Origin of the sequence: uncultured Dokdonia sp. (genome assembly GCF_947492815.1) — a bacterium.
In the GTDB taxonomy this organism is placed as follows: Bacteria; Bacteroidota; Bacteroidia; order Flavobacteriales; family Flavobacteriaceae; genus Dokdonia.
Genome location: NZ_CANLOB010000024.1, coordinates 16,931 through 39,788, shown reverse-complemented (window position 1 = coordinate 39,788; position 22,858 = coordinate 16,931). Strand labels below are relative to the sequence as shown.

Below are 22,858 nucleotides of genomic sequence, written 5' to 3'. Positions count from 1 at the left end.
ATAATTAACATATTATTAATAAAAAAGCCCTCCATCTGGAGGGCTTTACATATCATAAAAAGATATTTTCTATTTAGGGTCTAAGATTAAATCTATACGTTCAACTAAATCAATAAGATGTATTCTACTTATCTTATCTCTCATACGACCTGTATTATTCTGTAACGTGCGTTTTAGGTCTTTAAGTTCTGCACGTACAATAGCACGTATATCACTTTGACTTACATCTATATTTGTACGTGAAGAAAAACGAGCAAAGGCACCACGTAAAGGTGTTTGTTCTTTAGTCATTAATGTTTCTAAACGTTCTACATAAGCTCTTTGTAAATTACGACGATAGATGTCAATTTTTCTACTATTTCTAAGTTCGCTAAAAAGACCATTGCGTACATCCTCCATCATATCGATTGTTGTATATGCATCAGTACCATTTAAAGCTTCATTTTCTAGCATACGCGCAACTCTTCCAAAGTCAAGTAAATTATTGAGAGTACGTGTTTGGAAACGACGAATACGTTCTATACTTCCCGCAGCTTCTACTTTGTCAAAAATACTTTCATCAATAAGCCATTGTGGTGTCTCAAATAATTCTTTGTGTAAAAACGCTAGCGCTTCTTTTTGTTTATTGGCATCTACATGTGTATATACAGCACCTTCTTGATCATAGGTTTTATAATACTCATAAACACCTCCGATATTTGCCGTTACATGTCCCATATATCTATTGTACTGAGATAATACTTGACCATACATAGTTTCTAGATCATCATAGTTTTTACCATCTTCGCCAGTCCATTTGATAAGATTAGGAACAATACGCTTTAAGTTAGCAATACCATATGTACTTGCTTTTACTGCATCATCTCCTAAATCTTCCGTTTGCGAACTTGGATCAATAACTCCAAATTGCTGTCTTCCGAAACGGTACATGGGATCACCAGCATGTGCTAATATCCAACCATCTAGTGTCTGCTTTTCATCTTCTGCAGATTTGTCTAAGATTGGCTTATATCCCCATTTGATAGCATACTTGTCATAAATACCAATATTAGGCATCAATGCGACATCTCCATCTCCTGGTTGTGCTACATAATTAAAACGTGCATAATCCATAATAGAAGGTGCTGTTCCATATTTTTTTGTGAATTCAGGATCACGTAATTTATCTACAGGATATGCCACACTACTTCCCATGTTATGCGGAAGTCCTAGTGTATGTCCAACCTCATGAGAAGAAACAAAACGAATTAAACGTCCCATTACTTCATCTTTAAACTCAACGCTTTGTGCATCTGGATTGATTGCAGCTGTTTGCACAAAGAACCAGTTACGTAATAAAGTCATTACATTATGATACCAATTAATATCACTTTCTAAAATTTCTCCTGATCTAGGATCACTTACGTGAGGACCATTTGCATTTGGAATAGGAGATGCTAAATAACGTACTACGCTATAACGTACATCTTCTGGACTCCAATCAGGATCTTCTTCTGGTGTAGGAGGATCTTTTGCGATAATTGCATTTTTGAATCCAGCTGCTTCAAAAGCAACTTGCCAATCTTCGATACCTTGCTTGATATATGGAACCCATTTTTTAGGAGTTGCTCTGTCTATATAATAAACAATTTGTTTTTTAGGCTCTACAAGTTCACCTCTATTAAACTTAGCAAGATCTTCATCTTTTACTTCTAATCTCCATCTGTCTAAATACCTTACTGTTTTACTTTTTTGAGCATCTTGCCCATAATCAGTTTGACCTCTTGCAAACCACCCTACACGCTGATCAAAATAACGACGTTTCATAGGTGTTTCAGGAAGTAAGATCATAGAGTTACTCATCATCACAGAAAGCGATCCTGTTGCACTATTACTAGGAGGTGAAGATGCATTGTATGTTTTTACATGTCTTGTTTCAATATTTCTTGGGTAGCTACGAATTGTATCGATGTACGAACGCTTCGCATCAAGACGTGTTACTTTATATCCTTTTCTTCTAAATTGAGGTAGACCTAATGGCTTTACATCTTTTGTGAAAAGTTCTGAAGCATCAATTACAGTGTTTCTAGTATCATTTACGGTGTCTTTGTGATATGCTTTTATGTCAAAGGCATATAAAACAGGTTCAAAGTTACTGTTCTTTACCGCTTCAGAGATAGGTAATGAATCTGCTGCGTAAATTTGATGAGATACTACACGAAGTAGTACTTTTTTGTCTTTTACTTCCCAACGTAATACAGAAGTATTTTGTTTACCTCCACCAAAGCCTACTCCTGTAGCTGTTTTTGCAATACGAGTGACCATTAGCATTTCTCTTCCAAAAAGAGAATCTGGAATTTCATAGAAATAAGAATCATCTATTTTATGAACTGTAAAGAGACCTTCATCAGTTTTAGCATCTTTGGTAATCACCTTTTTATAAGGTTTTATCTCCCCTTTTTTAGGTTTAGATTTGGGTTTTGCAGAAGCCGTAGCTTTAGATTTCTTTGGCTGAAAGACGGCACAACCTGTAACAGATACTGCTAAAAAAGCAAGTATCAGAAAATGTAATTTTATACGCATAACGAGTTTTTTATAAGGGTCAAAAGGTAAGTATAGTTCGAAGGGAATTTTGTGAAGGTATTGTTAAACCCAGTCGAAATATTACGAGTTTTTTATGAAAATGACAAAAAGAACATATTTTCCTGATTTAAGAGACTTTTTTCTGACTAAAATTGAAAGATTGACAATTTATAAAATCACGATTTAAAGTAAATCTAATGTGATTTGATATAATGGTTTATGAGTTACTTTTGAAAGAATCCATGCAAAATAACTTACCATGAAGATGTCTTCTTTTGCCTTATTTTCTGTTGTAAATAGTTTTTTTACGCTTTCGCGAAAGCGTATATCTTTTACTTCTTCAGGATATTTATAGATGATTTCTAACGTTTTTAAGAAGTGGTGCAATCTGCTTTCATGTTGAATAACCCGTTTGTATTTGCGTTTAAAACGTTTTAAAAGTGATGCTACAAGGTCTATGTGCTCTAATTCTATATGGGTAATAAGTCGCATTAAATCATGTTTAATCACCCAATCTTCTCCCATTTTTTCTGTGTACCAAGTAACACTATGCTTTAGTTTGTTAAGAGTACTAAGTGCTTGTTTGTGTTGTTCTTGTTGTAATAAACAAATGCAAAGTACAAGAATAAGATCGGGATTGAAAGGTTTGCGTTTCTGTTTTGTGGTTGCAAAATGTGCGTTTAGTGCATCAATAGCTAGAAGTCCATCTCCGGTGTAATTAAGTGTGAGTGTACGTAGGAGGAGTTCGCTTTCGCGAAAGCGGAGTTCGTATTTACCACGTTCTGCTTGCATACGTTCTTTCATCGTATCAAGATATGTTATGGCGCGTTCAAATTGCCTATTTCTGAAATATGCATTAGCCATAAAATATAAGAGGTGAAGATGGTAATAGAGATGCTTGTTAGATAGTGTCTTCTTAGAAGTGATCTCATGATATACCTTTTCAAAAAAAGGCAAAGCATCCACATAATTGTTTTCTAATCTAGCTACAGTATTAATAATCTCTAATAATTGGTATAAAGATTTGAATGTAAGTGATGCATTAATGACAATATTAAATTTTTGGAATGCATCTGTTAGTAGTTGGTTTACATTTTCTGTGACGGTACTGTTTGTTTGGGAGATTCGATCTTTAATATATGCATAGGCGAGGTTGAGATTTTCTTGATGTTGATGCAGCTTTTGATTGCTTTGAAATTCTTGAATTAATATGGTGAGTTGTGTGTCTGGGTGAAGATGTGCGTACTGTATTTGTGTATGATATATTTCAGAGAGCATGCTATATAAATCATGCGTTTTTGCTAGTGCTTTTGCTTTTTGAAGAGTTTTTTTGGCTGCTTTATAAATCCCTTGTTCATAAAGAATTCTAGCGGTAAGTATATGTTTTAGGACATCAAATTCTTCGGTAGTTTCTGTTTCTAGACTACGACTCGCTATGAAATCAATTAAGCTATCCTGAAGTCGTTTGCATAAGGCATGATATGCATTTTTAGAAGGTTTTCCATAAAGGATACAATCTATATCTGTAGGAAGCTGCGATTGTCTTAATAACTTAAGTAATGTCAAGTTTTTGGTGTCTGCGCGTTTGTTTTTACGACGTACATAGGATTTGAATTTTTCATAATCTTCTGCGGAAAGTGAATTTATTAAATCAAATAGTATCATATTATATCGTAAGTATATAGTGTACTTATTATAGTAAATATAGTACTAAATATATATATATATAGTAATAAATATATCGTAAGTATATAGATGATTTTAGATTTCATGACTTGAGTGGCTGTTGCATATTTGCCATGTCATTTTAACGAATTAGATATGGAAATTGAACATATTGGAGCATCTATGAAAGAGAGGATGTTAGTGTTTCTGAACTTTGGTATTCTAGCTTATTTTATTGGAACATACTTTCTAAATATATATGGTATACATCACATAATTATTAATGTGTTTAGAAGCTTGTTAACCACTCCTTTTTTAATAATACAACCACTTTTAATAGGTTCAGAGATATCACTTTTATATAGAAAAAGAATGAAAGGAAGACTATTGGTTATAAGTCTAGGTTTGTTGATTATAAATCAACTATTCATGTTGATATGCTTCTTTTCTTAAGAGTATATACATTTCATTATAACACACATACATACACAATCATGAATTTATATAAAACAATCTGTTTGCTATTAATGCTATTGCCAGTATATGGTTTTAGCCAAACATCTAACGAAGAAACACTATATGTAGTAGATTCTATTCCAATAATAGAAGAGCCTAAAGAAGGATTTGGCATATTAACCGAAAATGAGATTGACCACATTGTATATGTAAAAGATAAAGAGCTCATAGAAAATTCTGAATATAATAATCTAGATGTGATTGTATATGTATTTACGAAAGCTTATGTGCAAAGGGCAGATAGTATTAAAATTATTCCTACTACAAAAAGAATGTTTAAAAAACAGGGAGCTTGGTATCTTAAGAATCATTCTGTGCCATATTCAGGAAGGTTTATAGATTACTATCTAACAGGATTGAAAGAAGGGGAGGGTTTTTTTGTAAATGGACGATTAAACGGAATCCGAAAACTGTATTATCCAAATGGAAACTTATCTAGTGAGATTGAATATGTAAATGGTTATGCTAATGGGCAATCAAGAAATTTTTATGAGAATGGTGTTTTAAAACAAGATGGTGTTTTTAAAAATGGCAAAGAAATAGGAATATGGAACGTCTATCATTCTAATAAAGAATTAAAACAAAAAATACATTTTAATGAATTTGGAGAAATTCAGGGTGATATGTATTCATATTATTCTACGGGAGAATTAAAAGGTGTAAACACCTATGAAAAAGGTATCTATAAAGAAGATAAATTAAGTGATAAACTTTTTAAATACTATAAGGAATCTCAAGATCTCTTTAGAAAATCTGAGTATAAAAATTCAATTAAAAAAATAAATAAGGCAATAGAACTAAAACCTAATTGGGCAGAGGCTTATTTTTTAAGAGGGACTGTTAAGTTAGAAGATTTTCAATTTGAAAAAGCGAAAGAAGACTTTGAAAAAGCAATAACTATTGAACCTTTATATATGGAAGCATATGCAAATAGAGCATTTTCTATACTTAGAAAATATGAGTTTAAGAATGGTCAATTTTTAACTAAGTCAAGGGGTGTTCTAGTGATTACTTCTCAGAAAAATGAAATACCTGAAGAAGATCTGAATAAAATATGTACTGATCTTAAAAAAGCAATCTCGTTAGGAGATACTAATACGATGGTGTTAGAAGCTCTACGTACCTATTGCTCAGAGTAAAAAAACTTCGCGAATCTATGTCTCATCAATTGATCATGTGAAATCACTAACTCATTTGTAAAAAGAGACGGATATAATTTTTAACTACACAATCATGGAATTTAATAATAAAAAACTTACCCGTACGACTACTTTTATTCACTATGTCATCAGTTTTCTTTTAGCTATCTTTTTGATAGGACTTGCCAATAGAATTATCTGGGATATTGATGGAGAAGATAAACGTCCTTATATATCAGATTTTGAAATAGAAACAGATATTAAAAAATACAGAGTTTTAAAGCAAAGTATTCGAGATTCTATTGAGGGAAAATTAGATGCTCAAGATGAGGTGCAATTATCTATAAATCTTGCTCAAAATACATTAGATCAACAGCAAGCCTCCTTTAAAACGTGGATTTCAACACGTACAGCAACACAGTCTTCTCAAGTAAATAAAGAGATTCAAAGACGTAATTATATATTGGACTCTTTGCGAGCGTCTCTTAAGACATTTAAGTCAGAAAAAATCTTATTGCAATCATCTATAGATAGTTTTTATGCAGAAGAGACTAAGTATAATGATCTTATACATGAAGAAGAATCTAAAGCAAGAGTGCTTTATCTTGAGGCAGATCGTGCGTATAATTTACAATTATTTATAAGTCGATTACTATTTGTAATTCCTGTGTTACTTCTAGGGATTTGGATGCTGGTAAAGAAACGGAGACATAGTTACTGGCCATTATTTAGAGGATTTGTATTCTTTGCGTTCTATGCTTTTTTTATAGGATTAGTACCGTATTTACCTAGTTACGGGGGATATGTGAGGTACACCATAGGAATCATCGTTTCTGTATTACTAGGGATATATGCTATTAAACATTTAAAAGCTTTCGTCAAAAGAAAAAAAGAAGAGTTACAGCTTTCTTCTTTAGAGCGTTCAAAAAAAATTAAAGAGGAAGTCGCAGAGAAAGCATTAGAGAACCATATGTGTCCTAGTTGTGGGAAAGATTATCTCATTAATGAAATTTTTCAAAGTGGAAAAAGTAAAAACAGATCGGGCTCGCTAAAAGTTACCACCTATTGTCGTCATTGCGGACTTCAACTTTTTAAAAATTGTAAAACCTGTGATACTAAGAATTATGCACACTTGCCACATTGCTATTCTTGTGGAGATCAGATTATAACTAAATAAGAAAATAACACAAACACTAAAACATACAACAATGGAAAATCAAGTAAAAATTCAAACGGAAAAAAAGGATAAAGCAAAAGAAGAATTTAATGCAAAACCAACAGCAGCATTTATAGCAGCGTCTTGGGCTTCTTTATTAATTGGAATGGTCTCTTTTTGTGTAGGACTTTGGAATGCAGCAATGGAGTTTAATGAAAAAGGATATTATTTTACTGTATTGCTATTTGGTTTGTTTTCAGTGATTTCTGTGCAGAAATCGGTAAGGGATAAGCTGGAAGGAATACCAGTGACAGATATTTATTATGGTGTAAGTTGGTTTGTTACTATAGCATCAATGCTACTACTAGTTGTAGGGCTTTGGAATGCAACATTAGACCTAAGTGAAAAAGGATTTTATGGTATTTCATTTTTCTTAAGCCTTTTTGCAGCTATTGCTGTACAAAAGAATACAAGGGATACTAAGTTTTTAGAACAAAAAGATAAGTAGACAACAAAGTGCAATATATATGTTGCACTTTGTTGTGTGGTGTGAGAAACCCGGTAGTGAGTAAAATGCTATCGGGTTTTACTATTCCTGTAAAAAGCTATAGTAACTTACTTATGTCTAATAAAATATATGCTAATTATCACTTGCTGTTTTATGAACACTCGTCTGTACGTAGTTTTTGTAGTATAAAGTTAAAAAGTAGGTCTACTATAGATGTTTATGAAAAATAGGATAACGATCTTTAGCTAAGCATCACTCTCATAGGATTAATTAGGAACAGTACATTACTTACCTCAAAGAGTAGTGTTTGTGAGAGTGGTGCTTTACAATAAAAAACGAATGGCTTATGCCATCCGTTTTTTTCTATGTGTAGGTAAGTGATATTTATCCAAAATTAATGGTGCAACTCTTAGAAACTCCAAACCATTTCAACCTATTACGAGAGGCTGTCTTATAGACATAATCCCTAAGCATTCTAGGAATAAAAGCTAACAATGCGGCAGCACGCTTCCATTTAGGTATTTCAGCAACAATCTTTAAGAATCCATCAGAATGTGTATGCATACCATCTTTATTAATAAGAATAACAGTATCTAAACGATCTGTTGCTCTATCATAATGGCGTAACAGTTGCTGACCTTTGGGGGATTGAAAAGGCAGAAATTCAAAAGTTGCCGTAGGGGCAAACTTCATAAGCCATCCTATTACGCCATTACATAAATTACATTCTCCATCAAATATGATAATGTCTTTCTGATTATTAGTTTCCATAACTTTTTTGAAATAAATGAGTTATGGGTATTGTGTCGTGTGTATTTTGCATTCATTACGATGAAAAGTGTAAAAATGACAATTTTTAAAACTTTACTTCATTTTGTAAGTACCTAACTATTTGTGTCGACTCACTACAGTAAATCACCAAAAAAATAAATACGCATGAAAAAGATAATACTTATAATAGGACTTGTTGTAGCTACTGTTTTTAATGTACAAGCACAAGATATCAATGCAATTCCATATAGTAGCGATATTGCTCAATTGCCAGATGGATGGCATAAATTTACATTGCAAGGTGCTAGTTTTGATGTAGAGGTAGCTTCCGGTAATCTAGTAAAAGGAAATATTATTTGGTTTGACGGAACAAAGTATTCTGGTAACCTTGCAGGTTCTGTTATTTCAGGACGAGGTACATATACGTGGCCAGATGGTACTCGCTATGAAGGGTCTTTCAGAAATAATGAACGCCACGGAAAAGGATCTATGATTTTGTTAGATAGTTCAAAATGGAGTGGTAAATGGAAAAATAATAAGAAAAACGGAAAAGGAAAACAATTTGATGCCTCAGGAACAATTGTTCAAAAAGGGGTTTGGGCTGCAGATCAATATGTAGGCGCAAAAAAGTAAAAAAGCATACAAGATAAAATACTAAAAAGCCTTCTATCTCTTTTGATAGAAGGCTTTTTTATGTTAAAAACGATAGCTAATAGCCTACTCTTCTTTTTTGGTAAGTGTCACTTCCCATATTTTATTTGATGCTGCAGACTTCCCCTGTCCATACGTTCCTGGATTGGATTCAAAAGCTTCTATGCCGCCATATATATGACCAATTGTTATTGTTGTTGTGTCACTCACTCTAAAGCTTGCTTTTAAGTCAATGATTTCTGTATTTTCTTGAACCGTATTACCATTAACTTGATGAGGTGCTTTTGACAGTACATTGCTTTCACTTTTAATTAAGATAGATTCAGCTCCATAAAAAGAAGATGTATTTCCAAAAACATTGTGTAACGTATCTTTAATCACACTATGTAAGGGTTGTTTCTTTACATCCATAGTAACGTGTAAACCTGTATTGGTAAAACCAGATAATGCACTTGAAGGTTTCCCGTCTCCGATACCTCCTAATAAAAAAGTATGCAATAAGTTGCTATCATTATCAAGACCTACAAAATTACCACACGCGTATACATTAAAATTATCTTGATTATAAGAAGTGTCATAGGTATATAACTTATTTTGAGTTGCCCAATCTGGATGTACATAAATGGCATTATTCCATGCTTGTAAATCCTCTCCTGGTTTAAATACACCTCCATAAAAAGTGAGACTTTGTTCCATTCTATTTTCTGTAGCATTATAATAAATAGAAGGTGTTACAGGACCATCTCTACGTCTAAAAATAGAGGTGTTATCAGCTGCAGGATCTGTAGGGTCAGATACATCAGAAATAGGCTGCCCTACACGTACGCCTAAAGATAAAGTATTGTCAGAAGGCTTTATAGTAAATGGATATACCGCATCTAAGTATTTTTGACTATTACTTGTAAAGTCATGTCCTCCGGCTACGTAAAAAGTACTTCCCATTTTTAATACTTCAGCACCTGTGCTTACCAGCGATGTGTTTGTATCATAACGGAAAACGTTAGCCCATTCTTTATCTGTTAGGGAATCTTTTTTTGTGAGTTTTACTAAAGATGCTATATGCAATCTAACTACTTGGTCATATGTGATGTATTCTTGCTTTTTCTTATCTGTAGCAGTGGTATCTTGATGCCAATTAGGTGTATCTTGAAAATACGTAAAGTTTTTTGGACCGTATCCGCCTACAAGATATAAATACCCATTGTCCTGAGTTACTAAAGGATTTGAGTTAACAAAAATAGAAGTGAAGTTTGTGCTGTCTTTTTCTAACTTTTCAAAAGAAGCATACATTTCTGATGTTTTGTCTTTGGATAGATGGGCATTAAGACCATCCATTACTTCTTTATAATCAATACTCCAAACAGTATCATCTTTTGGATTGTAGGTGTATATTTTAGTGTTGAATGACTTAGGGATAAATGATGAATCGGCATAATTCGCATTTAGGTTATGAATTCCGCCTATTAAAGCATCTTTATTTGTCCGACCCGCAAATAATAACCAATCATCACCAGAAGTTGCATGTGCAAAAGATTGTAAAGCGGGTGCATTAGCTCTTGTAATTTGATTGATATTTACTTCGTAACTAGTTGTTTTGTTGCTAGGCCCTGGGCATGCAGTACATAAAAGCAATACAATTCCTGCCGTAAAAAATAGAACTGTTTTTTTCATGGGGATACTGGTTTAGATGAATTAGTGAAGTTTCAAAAATAATTAGAATATAGTACTGAAAATCAGGTGTTTTTACGGGTGTTTATACGCTTTCGCGAAAGCGTATAAAGAACCATTTCATTTTATGATTTGCCCTATTGAAAAATAGTAGAAAGACTTTTGAAATCTAAGCTTTTTAATTGTTAAGTACTGATAGTAAGTGTTTTAATTTTAGAGGGAATTATAAAATGAATGATTATGAAAACATTAGATTGCATGACAAGATATCTGTATCAGATTCTTGTGCTTGGAGGTATTTTTCTATTTATTATTGGATGTAAGTCGGAAGCTAGAAGTTCTCTGGAATGTCCAGGAGGATGTGAAGGGAAGTGTACGTATACGGCTTCGTTATCTGGAGATAAAGACCCTAATGCTTGTGGAGGCAATGGAGGATATTCTATTGTAAAAGTTTTGATTGGAAAAAAGGATCAGAGCGCCCTTGCGTAGCTGACGTAGATAGAGAACCCAGACAAGGTGCTGGGTATATTAAATGGATACTATGCGATGCTACGGAATGTCAACTAACAGCTGCAAATTTCCCAGATGGGAGTGCCACTCCTTATGATCCTGATAATTTACCGCCAGATGGATTACCTGAAAGGAAAAGAGCTATAAGTAAAAAATGCTATACATCATTTACAACTGGTGGAAATGCTACTTTAGGGGGATATACATTTAGAAATGTAAAATCCCTTGAGATTGATTATGATCTTATTACCTATTGTAGATGTAATAATCAAACCAACAAAGGAAGCTTTGGTTTTAAAGATGCATTGAAATAAATCCAGATGTATGATAACCCATTTTTCAATCAGCTATTTTTATACAAATAGACTTATGATGGTCGTTTAGGAATTATCTACTGTGTTATGTGAAATTAATCAGTGCTGTTTAAAATACCATTGATGATTCTTTTCAAGTTTTCAAGGTCATCTTTTAAATACTTTACATTACTTCCTGTTATATTAAAAAGTAAATGTGTCTTATTTTCAGAGGTGACGATGTTTAAGTCGCCTTCTGATCCACTAGGGTCATCAACATTGATGACAGTATCTATTTTTAATATGTTTTCTGCAGGTATTTCTATTGCATCTTCTTTGTTTTTTAATGTAATTCCTTTTGGCGAAATTGTTTTAAAAAACCTATTTGCTTTTTGACTACCTATATATTTATTTATACCGTAAAAAAATGAAGAAACAGGAATCGCATATAAGAATACTCGCCCAAAATTAAATTGAATTTGTAGAAAGAGAAGCGCTGCAAATATGATAATTGCTGCCCCAAAATAGATGGCTATATCTTTATTATTTCCTGAAGCTTTTCCAATCTCGACTTGCTTTTTTGATGCGTCAATAGTACTATTGATTTTATGTTTCTTCAAGATTAAACCTAATAAGTATAATTCTTTATCCATGTATGTATGCTATTTTAAAATGTAAAATTAGAGGTTATTTTTTTGATGTATATTTATACAATTTCATAGCAAACCTTGTTTCATTGCCTTCGCCAGAGATTAAAATATCTTTATCTCCATCATTATCAAGATCAGCAAAATCTAGATGTCCTTGACTAACATTTATGAGTTTAGAGTCAGGACTAATTTCAAAATTACCCATTCCATCGTTTAAATATAAAATTGTTCTGTATCCATCATTATCATCTTCAGAGGTGTAATTGCCTGTTACAAAAATATCTAAATCTGCATCATTATCTACGTCAATAAAATTGATTGAAGAAAAATCCATTGGAAGAATTTTATTTTGAATTATTAGTTGGAATTCACCTTTACTATTATTCTTATATAGGTTAGCAATACTACCATTAGCATTTTCTCCAATAATTAGTAAGTCTTGATCACCATCTCCGTCGATATCAGCAAATTCAGAATCACAAAAATACACACCTTTAAAAGGATTATTTTTTATTTCTGTAAATTTACCTTCCCCATTATTTTTGTATACTTTAGCTAGAGTGTTTTCGGACTCATCTTCTCCAATAATTAGTACATCTTGATCACCATCATTATCGATATCAGCGCAAGATATAGATCCATTAAGAAGCCCATTCAAAAAAATATTTTCATCTCTTCTGTAGTTTCCGTATCCTATATTTTCATACAGACTTATTCCTGGTTTTTTATAAGATTTATCGCCCATAATTATAATGTCTAAATCATTATCTCCATCAATATCTACTGTTGCAAATGCTGAATAAATATAACCTTCAAAAACAGTATTCTTAAACTGTGTAAATTTACCTTCTCCAATATTTTCATATTGAAACATTAAACCGCGAGATTTCCCGTAACTTCTTGATCCACTCTGAAGAATGTCTAAATCATCATCTCCATCTAAATCAACCAGAAAAATACTTTGTTGATATAATTTTTTTATAGTTTTTGTTCTGTAATTTACAAATTGATTATCTCTAATGTGTTTATAACTTTTTACTACTGTTGAAATGGGTGTAGTTGTTGAATCTGATACAACAGTAAGAATGTCTAAATCACCATCACAATCCAAATCGGTGAATTTTGAGTTGTGTATCTCAAATCCATCAAAAGTAACCTCTTTTATTTCTCTGTAAGTTTGGGCATTAACAATAGAAAAGTAAGGAATGCTAATTATTAATAAGGTTACAATTATTTTATATTTTTTATAATGTCTCATGTATCAAAAGTAAATATTTGAAAACAGATTCTTTTTATATGTTTGACTTAAATAGTACGTAGCTATAGGCTATTTTTCTTTTAAACTGAAAATAGGATGTTCTATAGGGTTTTCAGTATCTTCTAAGACTAGAGTTTTGATATGATCTCCATTTTCATATCTTATTTTTCTTACTGTTTTTCCATTCATGTCAAATTCTTCATATATACCGTTTATGCACCTGTCGTAATCATTGTAACTTAGTTCAATATCATGATAACTGGGTTCTTGAAAACGATTAGGTAAAGTATATAATGGTATGAGTTGCTCTATTTGTTCAATTTCTGATATTGTCTCACAATCAGCATAATCTGTATAGTTAGCTTTTATATATATATTAGATCCATTTGTTGCATACATTTTCCACTCTCCGTATCTGTAGAAGTTTTTAAATTGGGATTTTACGATAAGCTTTTTATCTCTATAAATTTTCCAATATTCAATTCCTTTTTTTGTGTTAGCTTTCATGGTAAAATGACTTCCATTAGTTAGACGACTGGACTTCCTAGTAAATTTAATCATCTCTCCATTTTTAAATACACCTTTATAAACAAGTCCTCCATTGATATTATAAAGAAATATTTTTCCGTTTAATTTACCGTTTATTAAATTATAAGAAGTCATTTTTTTTCCATCTTCAAAGAATGATCTCCATTCACCTTCTTTATATCCATCCTTATAAAAACCAGAGAAAGATAAGTTTCCATTTTTATGAAATGAAGTTATTTTACCGTGATCAAGACCGTCCTTAAAGCCACGAATTCCATAAGTAGTTCCGTTCTCATAATAAAGTGTAAGGTTTCCGTGTAAAACATTGTTTTTATAATTAGCAATGTCTCTTATATTTCCATTTTCGTAATAATGTTTTAGTTCTCCATGCCATTCAGATTTATCTTCATATAATGACTTGGCTTCCATTTGTAATTGACCAGAGACATAGTAATCTTTAATGAAATAATAATCGCCAACTTTTTTAGGTTTTGGTCTATAGAAGGAAGCCTCATTTTTTTGAGTTTCTTTCCAATTTGAATCATACCAAATAGTATCATTTTGTGAATAACTGAAAATGTAAAATAGAAAAATAAAGCCTTTAATAAATAATTTCATAGATAATAGATTTATGTCTTAAAAATAAAAAGACCCACTTTATAAAAGCGAGTCTTTTCGGATAAGTTATTAACGTTTAGGAGTTTATAATTCTAGAGTGACTGTCAATCCTGAATCGTCTTTAGTGACTTTTGCAACACCTAATTTGGTAAGGCCTTTAATACCTTTGTCCCATCCTTTGTTACTTAATCCAGAAGCAGTTTTAAGGGCCCCGAGTTCTATAGATGGTTCTTTTTTAAGAATCTCGTAAATAGCTTTTTCATTGTCGTTAAGCTCTAATGGCTTCTTCTCAGGTTTCATCTGTGGGAAGAATAATACTTCCTGTATGGATTGGTTATTAGTCATAAACATCGCAAGACGATCAATTCCAATCCCAATTCCTGATGTAGGGGGCATTCCATATTCTAAGGCTCTCAAGAAATCTTGATCTATAAACATCGCTTCATCATCTCCTTTTTCAGAAAGCTTTAATTGATCTTCAAAACGCTCACGCTGATCAATAGGATCATTCAACTCTGTGTAGGCATTGGCAAGTTCTTTACCATTTACCATCAATTCAAAACGCTCCGTCAATCCTTCTTTACTTCGGTGTTTCTTGGTAAGCGGACTCATCTCTACAGGGTAATCAATGATAAATGTTGGTTGGATATATAAGTGCTCACATTTTTCTCCAAAAATCTCATCGACTAATTTTCCGATGCCCATTGTTTCATCTACCTCCAATCCTAATGCTTTGGCAGCGTTACGAATTTCTTCTTCTGATTTTTGATATAAGTCGTATCCTGTATGTTCTTTAATCGCATCTAAAATTCCAATACGCTTATAAGGAGCTTTATAGTTAATTACATTTTCGCCGAAAGGCACTTCAGGAGTACCATGAAGCTTCATGGCTACTTTCTCAAGTAATTTCTCCGTCGTATCCATCATCCAGTTGTAATCTTTGTATGCTGCATACATTTCCATCACCGTAAATTCTGGATTGTGCGTACGATCCATTCCTTCATTACGGAAATCTTTTGCAAATTCATATACACCATCAAATCCTCCTACAATTAATCGCTTTAAGTATAACTCATTAGCAATACGTAGATATAAAGGAATATCTAATGCATTGTGATGTGTCATAAATGGACGGGCAGAAGCTCCTCCAGGAATAGGTTGTAGGATAGGTGTTTCTACTTCTAAAAATCCCATCTCATTGTAAAAATCACGTATTGCCGTTGTAATTTGTGTACGTTTTACAAAGGTGTCTTTTACTTTTGGGTTTACGACAAGATCTACATAACGCTGACGATATCTTAATTCAGGATCATTAAACTCATCATATACATTTCCTTGCTCATCTACTCTAGGTTGTGGTAATGGGCGTAAGGATTTACTCAATAATGTGAAGTCTTTTACCATAACAGTAATTTCTCCCACTTTTGTAGTAAATAATTCTCCTTCAATACCTACAAAATCTCCTATGTCTAGTAGTTTTTTGTAGACATCATTGTACTTTGATTTATCTTCTCCAGTACAAATTTCATCACGGTTAAAATACACCTGTACACGACCTTCAGCATCTTGAAGTTCGGCAAACGAAGCAGAACCTTGAATACGTCTAGACATTAAACGTCCAGCAATAATCACTTTCTTCCCTTCTGTATAGTCCTGTTTTATCTTTGTAGATGTGTTATTAACTGGGTATAAAGGGGCGGGATATGGGTTAATACCCATTTCGCGTAAGCGTGATAATTTGTCACGACGTACTTGTTCTTGTTCTGAGAGTGCCATACACTATTGTTTTAAGCGTGCAAAGATACTCCTTACGTCATTAAAATTCAATCTTATTCTTCTAAGGAATTTGTGTTTTTCATATTCTCTTCAATTGTAGTGATAGCAGCTGTGATTTTTTTATTAGTAGGTTCTAATGTCGAGGCTTTTTGATAACTAGCTAAAGCTTCTTGCCATTGGTTTAGTTTTGATTGTTTATTTCCAAGGTTCATATAGCTTTTTGCATCATTGGGAAAGAGCATGGTATTAAAGGTAAGAATCGTGAGTGCTTTTTCTGTTTGACCAGCGTAAAAAAGCACATTTGCATAAGTGTTGAGCTGATTTGTTTTTTGAGCATGTGCTTGAAATTCTTTTAGGCTTTTTTTAGACTTTTTAAGGAATTTTTTAGCACCAAATTCTTCAATATGTTGATTGGTAAGGGTAACTATATAATGATTAGATGTATAGTTGTTTTCAAGAATATTCAAAATGTCTTGTTCTAAACTCACCACTGGGGATTCTACAATTCTATTCACTTCTTTTCCATCTTTATATATAATAATGGTAGGTACCCTATGAATATTCATTCCTTCGTGTTCTCCGCCCGGACTTTGTTTATAGGTGTCTGGACTTCTAGATACAGCGATAAGAGTAAAACGATCTAAAGGGAATTGTGCTTCTTCTAAAATTTTATATAACCTAGGTATTTCTCTCTTACTATCACCACACCATGTACCCATAAAAGCTGTGATTGTATACGTAGATAACTGTTCTTTTAATGTATTGATGATCGTAATGTCTGGAGTATATTGATCATATCCCTTAGTGAACCAATCTGCATATGGAGAAGTGCTAAGTCCTTCTTTATTTATTTTCCCTAAAAGGAGTGATCTGTTGTTTTGTTTTTCTTCGTGATTAAATGATTGAGAAAATCCGATGTTTTGAAATAAGATGATTATGAGTGTAAAAAGAATATTTTTTTTCATTGTTTCTGTTTTTATGAGTTTTTAAAATTGCATTTAAAAACGTAAACCATAAAGAAACAGAGGGTGGGAAGAGGGACTAGACCCTAGGTGGAATTTTATATTAAGACGATTTGTATAGTGATTTTACTTCGTCTCTATTAGATACGTGTAGTTTTTTATAGATACTATTAATATGTGTTTTTACGGTGCTGACACTTACAAAAATCTCAGAGGCAATCTCTTTGTTAGTGCGATTTTGTAGAATTAAATCTAGTACTTTTTGTTCTTGTTTTGTAAGCAGATCGGTTACCGCAGTTTGTTGTGTTAGCAATGGTTTTTTTCGAAAAAACAAAAAATAGATATTAAGAAGTAACGATATAAGTAATCCTATAGCAAGAATGTATATCCAATCTGAAATGGGGGCTTTTTGTGATTTCTGAGTAAGAAAATAATCTGCAGCTAATTCTTTTTCATATTGTTCTGTATACGGTTGTTTAGGATATGTTACTTTTAATCTTTGAAGAAGATTATTATAATAATCTGTATTTTCTAAGTCATTTAAATAGTATTTGTATACATCTTTAGAACGATCAGATAAGAAAGCATATGAGTAAAGTTCTGCGAGTGGTTCGTCAAGTTGTTGACCGTATTCTTGGAATTTTTTAAACCATTTTTTTGCATTTAAATCCCAGTTAGCTTGGCTTCTATAAGAACCAAATTCATAACGCATCAGTTCTTTGAGAGAGTCAATTTTAATAAAGGTGTTTGACTTCTCATTTGTTGAAGTAACACTACAAAATATCTCTTGATCAAATGTGAACGGGAGTGTAATAGTATCCGAATTATTTGCAACAAAGAGAACTTCTTTACTATTTAAACAATGTCCCGAAAAATGAGCTATGTCTTTCGTTTCTTCAGGGCAACTATCTATATGTATACGATAAATAGCATTCTGAGAAGATAGATTATTACCTGAAAATAAAAAGAATCCTAATGAATCTGGGGATGTCTTATTGATGATTTGTTCTGGATAAACACCAGATAGTTTTCTGTAATCTTTTACAATAGAAAGATATATCTCTCCTTCCCAATTGTTGACATCTATTTGACCAGAAAATGTATATTGTGCATTACAAAACCATGAGAAGCTAGTGGCTAGTAGTATTAAGATAAAAAGCTTATGTCTCATAGTGATTTAAAATGCTAATATAAAAAACCTGAATTGCTATTGACTAAAAGATGTAACAATATCTATGATTTATAGACGTATAGTATACATCAATCAAATCAAAATTAAAATTTATGAGTTTCTGGCGTGTACTTTTGGCCATTTTTTTTCCACCACTTTCAGTTATTGGAAGAGGATGCGGATCTGTATTAATAGTTTTCTTACTTTGGCTGTGTGGTTGGGTGCCTGGTGTTATAGCTGCCCTAGTCATACTAAACAATCCAAAATATAATTAACCATGACAAAAAAAATAGGAATATTATGCAGTTTATTAGTGTTCTTGCTAATAAGTTGTAATGTTCAAGAACGTATTGTTTTTAATGAAGAAATGGGAGGTCGCTACGAGACTTCTATCGATTTATCAAAAATGATGGAAACTATGAGTGCTATGGGAGCGGGAGCTTCTAATCCTGAAAAGGAAAAAACAAAAATGGATACGGTAGTAGTATTTGCCGATCTTATCAGGGAGCATAAAGATAGTATTGCAAATTTATCTACAAAAGAACAAGCAAAACTAGAGATGCTTAAAGATTTCACTATGAAGATGAAAATGGATGAGGACACTGGTGAGTTTAAAATGAATATTTTCAAAGATTTTAAAGACTTTAGTGGCTTAGAGCGTGTTGCGTACGAAATGGATAAAGTATTTGAAGAAGCAAAGAATGAATCTCAACAAGGACAGCAAGCAGGTCCTGGGAGTGATTTAATGTCTTTAGATAAAGTGATTTATACTTTTGAAAATAATACATTTAGACGTACAGATCCTAAAAGTTTAAGTGAGCATTTAGAAGATGAGGGAATCCTCATGGAAGAAACACGTATGGATCTACAAGATCTACAGGATAATCTAGAAGTAGATGAAGAGGATAGTGAAGAAAATGCTATGATGAAAGGAATGATGGGGCAGTTTGCTGCAGAATTTGAAAATTCAATGATGAAGTTGGAATATGTTTTTCCTCGCAAAATTATCTCTGTTTCCCCAGAAGGAGCTGTGATTTCTGAAGACGGAAAGACAGTAACTTTTGAAGTGCCTTGGAGTGATCTTTTAGAAGAAAAAACAAAGATTCTAGAAAACTTTGAAGTTGTTTTAGAGAACTAAAAATATAACATAGTTTAACATAAAATCCTTTTATGCATCGCATAAAAGGATTTTTGTTTCTACGTATCTTTGTACTGTGAATAAAGAAATCCAACTTCAAGACTTAGGAAACCGAGATTATAAAGAAACTTGGGATTATCAAGAAGCGCTCTTCAAAGAAATTTTAGATATTAAAATCAAGAATAGGAGGGAAGAAGCAGGACTTGAAACGCCTAACCATTTTCTATTTGTAGAACACCCACATGTGTTTACTTTAGGTAAAAGTGGCGATTTTGATAATTTGCTTGTCAGCGAAAAAGAACTCGCAGAGAAAAACGCTACCTTCTATAAGATTAATAGAGGAGGTGATATAACGTATCATGGGCCTGGGCAAATTGTAGGATATCCTATCTTAGATCTTGAAAATTTCTTTACAGATATTCATAAGTATTTACGATTATTAGAAGAAATGGTGATTCTTACACTAGCCGAATATGGTTTGAAAGCCGAACGTTCTCCTGGAGAAACAGGCGTTTGGTTTGATGTAGGAACTCCATTTGCTCGTAAAATCTGTGCTATGGGTGTACGTGCCAGTCGTTGGGTAACCATGCATGGTTTTGCCTTTAATGTAAATGCAGATTTAGGCTATTTTGACTTAATGATTCCTTGTGGAATAAAAGATAAATCAGTTACTTCTCTTAATGTAGAATTAGGAAAAGCAACAGTAGATGAAGAAGAAGTAAAAGAGAAATTATTGAAGCATTTCAAAGAACTCTTTGAAGCCTCTTTTGTAAAGTAGTACAATATTTTATTCTTAAAATTGTTTTGAAATTACTAATCTCAAAACAATTCAATATTGTATTTTAAAAATACACTCAATGTATCTTTAATCGTTGCGTTTTTGTGGGCTGTAAACGTATATGGCCAACACCAAGTAAAAGGTAGAGTAATAGATGCAGATTCTGAACAACCACTTCCTTTCGCTACTGTTATAATCGATAAAGAAAACAAACGAGGCGTAATTACAGACATAGATGGTTTTTTTACTTATACTGGGTCAGATGTAATCAAAGAAATACAGTGCAGTTATGTAGGGTATATTACTCAATTAGTAACGGTAACTCAAAATGAAGAACTTCTCATTTTCTTGAAAAAAGAAGAGAACTCTTTAGAAGAAGTATTTCTTGTTTCTGGAGAAAACCCAGCCCTTAGAATCATTAGAAAAGTAATTGAAAATAGAGATACCCATAATCCAAAAAAACAAACATCTTTTATTTATAAGAGTTATAATAAAACAGTATTTGATGTTGAAGCTAAAGACAAAAAATCAGATACAGTCGTAAATAAAATTTTAAAAGGGGCTAGTGTATTTATTATGGAAAGTCTCACAGAGCGAAAATTTTTAACTCCGGATTTAAGTCATGAAAATGTTATAGCAACTAAAGTGTCAGGATTTAAAAATCCATTATTTGCTTCTCTTGCTACTAATATTCAACCTTTTTCATTTTATGAAGATGAAATCCCTCTGTTTGATATTAATTATCTGTCACCTATTACATCTGGAAGTTTAAAGAAATATGATTATGCACTAGAAGAAACGCTAATTAAAGATAATGACACTATTCATATTATAGCATATCAACCTAAACCATTTAAAAACTTTGAAGGACTAAAAGGAGTTTTACATATAAATACAAAAGGATATGCAGTACAACATGTCATTGCAGGACCTTATGATAAAAGTAAAATAGAACTGATTATTGAACAAAAATATAATTTAATTGACGGTATTTATTGGTTTCCAGAAGAGTTAAACTATAAATTACAAATGCCAGAAGTACAGGCTGATAATATTCTGGTGATGGAAGGGAGAAGCTATATAAATGCTGTTGAGATTAATCCTCAACTTTTAAAGAAACAATTTCCTTTAGAAGTAGTGACTATGGAGAAAGATGCTGGGAGTAAAGACCAAAGTTTTTGGGCTGAAAATCGATTTAAAACACTTACTAAAGACGAGTTGCGTACCTATGAAGTTATTGATAGTATAGGAGAGAAATATAAATTTGATCGGTTGTTGAAAATCTCTGAAGGGTTGACAGAGCGTAAAATTCCTTTTAAGCATTTTGATGTGCCTTTTGATAAGCTTATTGATTTTAATGAATTTGAAGGTACACGAATTGGTTTTGGGTTAGAAACTAATGAGACACTAGATGACAACATCCGTTTAGGAGGATACATAGGTTATGGATTTCGAGATGACGTTGTAAAATATGGAGGTCATATATCATATGATTTTAAAGAAAATAATGATTTCGCAGTAACATATAGTTATAGCAATGATCTTATAGAAGCAGGTGGTTATGGGAATGTACTTGAGAATGCGAATGAGTTTGCTGCTAGGAGATATTTGCGTGCTAATTTTGATCTAGTACAAACACATCGGTTAGGAATTACTTCACGTATATTTAAATACCTAACATCAGAAGTGATAATTTCGAAACAACATATAGAACCTCAATATGATTCACAATTTTTTGATGGTACTAACTTTCTTAATGATTATGATCAATCTACTTTGTCTGTACAAGTAAGATATGCCTTTAGAGAAGAATTTGTGAATGCATTTAATAATCGAATTGCTGTGACAACTCCTTATCCTGTGATTCAGTTATCTTATGATAGAGGAATTGATGGTTTTTTAGGAGGAGATTTTAATTATAACAAGATACAGGCGGCAATAAGCCATTCATTTTTCACTAAAAATGTAGGGAAGACTACTTATCGATTTGAAGGTGGGTTGATAGATAGACCATTGCCATATGGATTACTTTTTACACCACAAGGTAGTTTTGATAGGGAGTTTCCTGTTATTTCAAAAAACACATTTCAGACATTGCCTTTATACACTTTTTTGTCAGACAGGTATGTTCGTGCTTTCATATCTCATGATTTTGGAAGGTTGCTTTTTAAGAACAAATGGTTGCAGCCTAATATTGTTGTGCATCATAATATGGGTATCGGTGATATAGAAAATCCAGAGCAACAAATAGGGATTCCATTTGAAACTATGGATAGATGGTACGTAGAAAGTGGATTAGAACTTAAAAATATACTAAAGTTTAATTACGTAGATATAGGCTATATAGGCCTAGGTGTAGGCGGGTTTTATAATTATGGGTTTTATGAGCAAGAACGTTTTAAAGACAATTTTGCATTTAAGCTTAATGTAAGTTTCTCTATTAATTAACATATCTTGAGATTTATTCTCTATCATGTACAATTATGATACAAACAACAAATCCGAGATATGCATCTCGGATTTGTTGTTATTTAATTTTA

At 32.4% G+C, this 22,858-nt stretch carries 20 protein-coding genes; 10 read left to right on the top strand and 10 right to left on the bottom strand.

The window, feature by feature from the left end; translation table 11 throughout:
• Window positions 1-69: 69 nt before the first annotated feature.
• Both Q1A01_RS18325 and Q1A01_RS18320 read right to left on the bottom strand, forming a co-directional pair.
• Complete coding sequence (locus Q1A01_RS18325; RefSeq protein WP_299683747.1) at window positions 70-2,562, bottom strand: zinc-dependent metalloprotease; 2,493 nt, start codon at window positions 2,560-2,562, stop codon at window positions 70-72.
• 183 nt (window positions 2,563-2,745) lie between these two features.
• On the bottom strand, window positions 2,746-4,227 hold the full coding sequence (locus Q1A01_RS18320; protein ID WP_299683746.1) for a hypothetical protein: 1,482 nt from the start codon (window positions 4,225-4,227) through the stop codon (window positions 2,746-2,748).
• A gap of 494 nt (window positions 4,228-4,721) precedes the next feature.
• Between Q1A01_RS18320 and Q1A01_RS18315 the strand changes: the two genes are divergently transcribed.
• The 3 genes from Q1A01_RS18315 (at window position 4,722) to yiaA (ending at window position 7,546) form a co-directional block, all read left to right on the top strand.
• Window positions 4,722-5,882 carry a hypothetical protein gene (locus Q1A01_RS18315; protein ID WP_299683745.1) on the top strand — a complete coding sequence of 387 codons (1,161 nt, stop codon included), beginning with the start codon at window positions 4,722-4,724 and terminating at the stop codon, window positions 5,880-5,882.
• A 94-nt stretch (window positions 5,883-5,976) separates the two neighbouring features.
• Window positions 5,977-7,059, top strand: a complete 1,083-nt coding sequence (locus tag Q1A01_RS18310) for a hypothetical protein (protein WP_299683744.1) — start codon at window positions 5,977-5,979, stop codon at window positions 7,057-7,059.
• Window positions 7,060-7,090: 31 nt separating this feature from the next.
• On the top strand, window positions 7,091-7,546 hold the full coding sequence (gene yiaA / locus Q1A01_RS18305) for an inner membrane protein YiaA (RefSeq protein WP_299683743.1): 456 nt from the start codon (window positions 7,091-7,093) through the stop codon (window positions 7,544-7,546).
• Window positions 7,547-7,930: 384 nt separating this feature from the next.
• Here yiaA and Q1A01_RS18300 read toward each other — a convergent pair whose 3' ends face one another.
• Window positions 7,931-8,317 carry a thiol-disulfide oxidoreductase DCC family protein gene (locus Q1A01_RS18300; RefSeq protein WP_299683742.1) on the bottom strand — a complete coding sequence of 129 codons (387 nt, stop codon included), beginning with the start codon at window positions 8,315-8,317 and terminating at the stop codon, window positions 7,931-7,933.
• Between the two features lie 165 nt (window positions 8,318-8,482).
• Here Q1A01_RS18300 and Q1A01_RS18295 point away from each other — a divergent pair, with 165 nt between their 5' ends.
• Entirely contained in the window at window positions 8,483-8,950 is a 468-nt protein-coding gene (locus Q1A01_RS18295) for a hypothetical protein (RefSeq protein ID WP_299683741.1), read from the top strand.
• Between the two features lie 84 nt (window positions 8,951-9,034).
• Here the strand turns inward: Q1A01_RS18295 and Q1A01_RS18290 are convergent, their stop codons facing one another.
• Window positions 9,035-10,639 (bottom strand): hypothetical protein, encoded by a 1,605-nt coding sequence (locus Q1A01_RS18290; RefSeq protein ID WP_299683740.1) that lies wholly within the window; start codon window positions 10,637-10,639, stop codon window positions 9,035-9,037.
• Window positions 10,640-10,876: 237 nt separating this feature from the next.
• On the opposite strand from Q1A01_RS18290, the gene Q1A01_RS18285 reads away from it, so the two are divergent.
• Together Q1A01_RS18285 and Q1A01_RS18280 are read left to right on the top strand one after the other, a co-directional pair.
• Window positions 10,877-11,125: a hypothetical protein gene (locus Q1A01_RS18285; RefSeq protein ID WP_299683739.1), complete on the top strand. Its 249-nt coding sequence runs from the start codon at window positions 10,877-10,879 to the stop codon at window positions 11,123-11,125.
• On the top strand, window positions 11,053-11,460 hold the full coding sequence (locus tag Q1A01_RS18280) for a hypothetical protein (protein WP_299683738.1): 408 nt from the start codon (window positions 11,053-11,055) through the stop codon (window positions 11,458-11,460). The genes Q1A01_RS18285 and Q1A01_RS18280 overlap by 73 nt, the downstream gene beginning before the upstream one ends.
• 95 nt (window positions 11,461-11,555) lie before the next feature.
• Here Q1A01_RS18280 and Q1A01_RS18275 read toward each other — a convergent pair whose 3' ends face one another.
• The 6 genes from Q1A01_RS18275 to Q1A01_RS18250 form a co-directional block, all read right to left on the bottom strand.
• On the bottom strand, window positions 11,556-12,092 hold the full coding sequence (locus Q1A01_RS18275; protein ID WP_299683737.1) for a hypothetical protein: 537 nt from the start codon (window positions 12,090-12,092) through the stop codon (window positions 11,556-11,558).
• Window positions 12,093-12,126: 34 nt separating this feature from the next.
• Window positions 12,127-13,347: a VCBS repeat-containing protein gene (locus Q1A01_RS18270; protein WP_299683736.1), complete on the bottom strand. Its 1,221-nt coding sequence runs from the start codon at window positions 13,345-13,347 to the stop codon at window positions 12,127-12,129.
• 69 nt (window positions 13,348-13,416) lie between these two features.
• On the bottom strand, window positions 13,417-14,493 hold the full coding sequence (locus Q1A01_RS18265) for a toxin-antitoxin system YwqK family antitoxin (protein ID WP_299683735.1): 1,077 nt from the start codon (window positions 14,491-14,493) through the stop codon (window positions 13,417-13,419).
• An 84-nt stretch (window positions 14,494-14,577) separates the two neighbouring features.
• Complete coding sequence (gene lysS / locus Q1A01_RS18260; protein WP_299683734.1) at window positions 14,578-16,269, bottom strand: lysine--tRNA ligase; 1,692 nt, start codon at window positions 16,267-16,269, stop codon at window positions 14,578-14,580.
• Window positions 16,270-16,322: 53 nt separating this feature from the next.
• Window positions 16,323-17,234, bottom strand: a complete 912-nt coding sequence (locus tag Q1A01_RS18255) for a tetratricopeptide repeat protein (protein WP_299683733.1) — start codon at window positions 17,232-17,234, stop codon at window positions 16,323-16,325.
• A gap of 100 nt (window positions 17,235-17,334) precedes the next feature.
• On the bottom strand, window positions 17,335-18,402 hold the full coding sequence (locus Q1A01_RS18250; protein WP_299683732.1) for a LuxR C-terminal-related transcriptional regulator: 1,068 nt from the start codon (window positions 18,400-18,402) through the stop codon (window positions 17,335-17,337).
• Window positions 18,403-18,515: 113 nt separating this feature from the next.
• On the opposite strand from Q1A01_RS18250, the gene Q1A01_RS18245 reads away from it, so the two are divergent.
• The 4 genes from Q1A01_RS18245 to Q1A01_RS18230 all read left to right on the top strand — a co-directional run bounded on the left by Q1A01_RS18245 (window position 18,516) and on the right by Q1A01_RS18230 (window position 22,766).
• Window positions 18,516-18,677, top strand: a complete 162-nt coding sequence (locus Q1A01_RS18245; RefSeq protein ID WP_299683731.1) for a YqaE/Pmp3 family membrane protein — start codon at window positions 18,516-18,518, stop codon at window positions 18,675-18,677.
• A gap of 2 nt (window positions 18,678-18,679) precedes the next feature.
• Window positions 18,680-19,540 carry a hypothetical protein gene (locus Q1A01_RS18240; RefSeq protein ID WP_299683730.1) on the top strand — a complete coding sequence of 287 codons (861 nt, stop codon included), beginning with the start codon at window positions 18,680-18,682 and terminating at the stop codon, window positions 19,538-19,540.
• 76 nt (window positions 19,541-19,616) lie between these two features.
• A complete protein-coding gene (gene lipB, locus Q1A01_RS18235) occupies window positions 19,617-20,318 on the top strand; it encodes a lipoyl(octanoyl) transferase LipB (protein WP_299683729.1) in 702 nt (233 codons plus the stop codon).
• Window positions 20,319-20,375: 57 nt separating this feature from the next.
• The gene (locus Q1A01_RS18230; RefSeq protein ID WP_299683728.1) at window positions 20,376-22,766 is read left to right on the top strand and encodes a DUF5686 and carboxypeptidase-like regulatory domain-containing protein; all 2,391 of its coding nucleotides are present in this window, start codon (window positions 20,376-20,378) and stop codon (window positions 22,764-22,766) included.
• Window positions 22,767-22,858: the final 92 nt, after the last annotated feature.

What these genes read in the sequence shown, in the direction of transcription:
- Q1A01_RS18325 (WP_299683747.1), bottom strand. Translation starts at nt 2,562, where the DNA reads ATGCGTATAAAATTACATTTTCTGATACTTGCTTTTTTAGCAGTATCT.
- Q1A01_RS18320 (WP_299683746.1), bottom strand. Translation starts at nt 4,227, where the DNA reads ATGATACTATTTGATTTAATAAATTCACTTTCCGCAGAAGATTATGAA.
- Q1A01_RS18315 (WP_299683745.1), top strand. Translation starts at nt 4,722, where the DNA reads ATGAATTTATATAAAACAATCTGTTTGCTATTAATGCTATTGCCAGTA.
- Q1A01_RS18310 (WP_299683744.1), top strand. Translation starts at nt 5,977, where the DNA reads ATGGAATTTAATAATAAAAAACTTACCCGTACGACTACTTTTATTCAC.
- yiaA (WP_299683743.1), top strand. Translation starts at nt 7,091, where the DNA reads ATGGAAAATCAAGTAAAAATTCAAACGGAAAAAAAGGATAAAGCAAAA.
- Q1A01_RS18300 (WP_299683742.1), bottom strand. Translation starts at nt 8,317, where the DNA reads ATGGAAACTAATAATCAGAAAGACATTATCATATTTGATGGAGAATGT.
- Q1A01_RS18295 (WP_299683741.1), top strand. Translation starts at nt 8,483, where the DNA reads ATGAAAAAGATAATACTTATAATAGGACTTGTTGTAGCTACTGTTTTT.
- Q1A01_RS18290 (WP_299683740.1), bottom strand. Translation starts at nt 10,639, where the DNA reads ATGAAAAAAACAGTTCTATTTTTTACGGCAGGAATTGTATTGCTTTTA.
- Q1A01_RS18285 (WP_299683739.1), top strand. Translation starts at nt 10,877, where the DNA reads ATGAAAACATTAGATTGCATGACAAGATATCTGTATCAGATTCTTGTG.
- Q1A01_RS18275 (WP_299683737.1), bottom strand. Translation starts at nt 12,092, where the DNA reads ATGGATAAAGAATTATACTTATTAGGTTTAATCTTGAAGAAACATAAA.
- Q1A01_RS18270 (WP_299683736.1), bottom strand. Translation starts at nt 13,347, where the DNA reads ATGAGACATTATAAAAAATATAAAATAATTGTAACCTTATTAATAATT.
- Q1A01_RS18265 (WP_299683735.1), bottom strand. Translation starts at nt 14,493, where the DNA reads ATGAAATTATTTATTAAAGGCTTTATTTTTCTATTTTACATTTTCAGT.
- lysS (WP_299683734.1), bottom strand. Translation starts at nt 16,269, where the DNA reads ATGGCACTCTCAGAACAAGAACAAGTACGTCGTGACAAATTATCACGC.
- Q1A01_RS18255 (WP_299683733.1), bottom strand. Translation starts at nt 17,234, where the DNA reads ATGAAAAAAAATATTCTTTTTACACTCATAATCATCTTATTTCAAAAC.
- Q1A01_RS18250 (WP_299683732.1), bottom strand. Translation starts at nt 18,402, where the DNA reads ATGAGACATAAGCTTTTTATCTTAATACTACTAGCCACTAGCTTCTCA.
- Q1A01_RS18245 (WP_299683731.1), top strand. Translation starts at nt 18,516, where the DNA reads ATGAGTTTCTGGCGTGTACTTTTGGCCATTTTTTTTCCACCACTTTCA.
- Q1A01_RS18240 (WP_299683730.1), top strand. Translation starts at nt 18,680, where the DNA reads ATGACAAAAAAAATAGGAATATTATGCAGTTTATTAGTGTTCTTGCTA.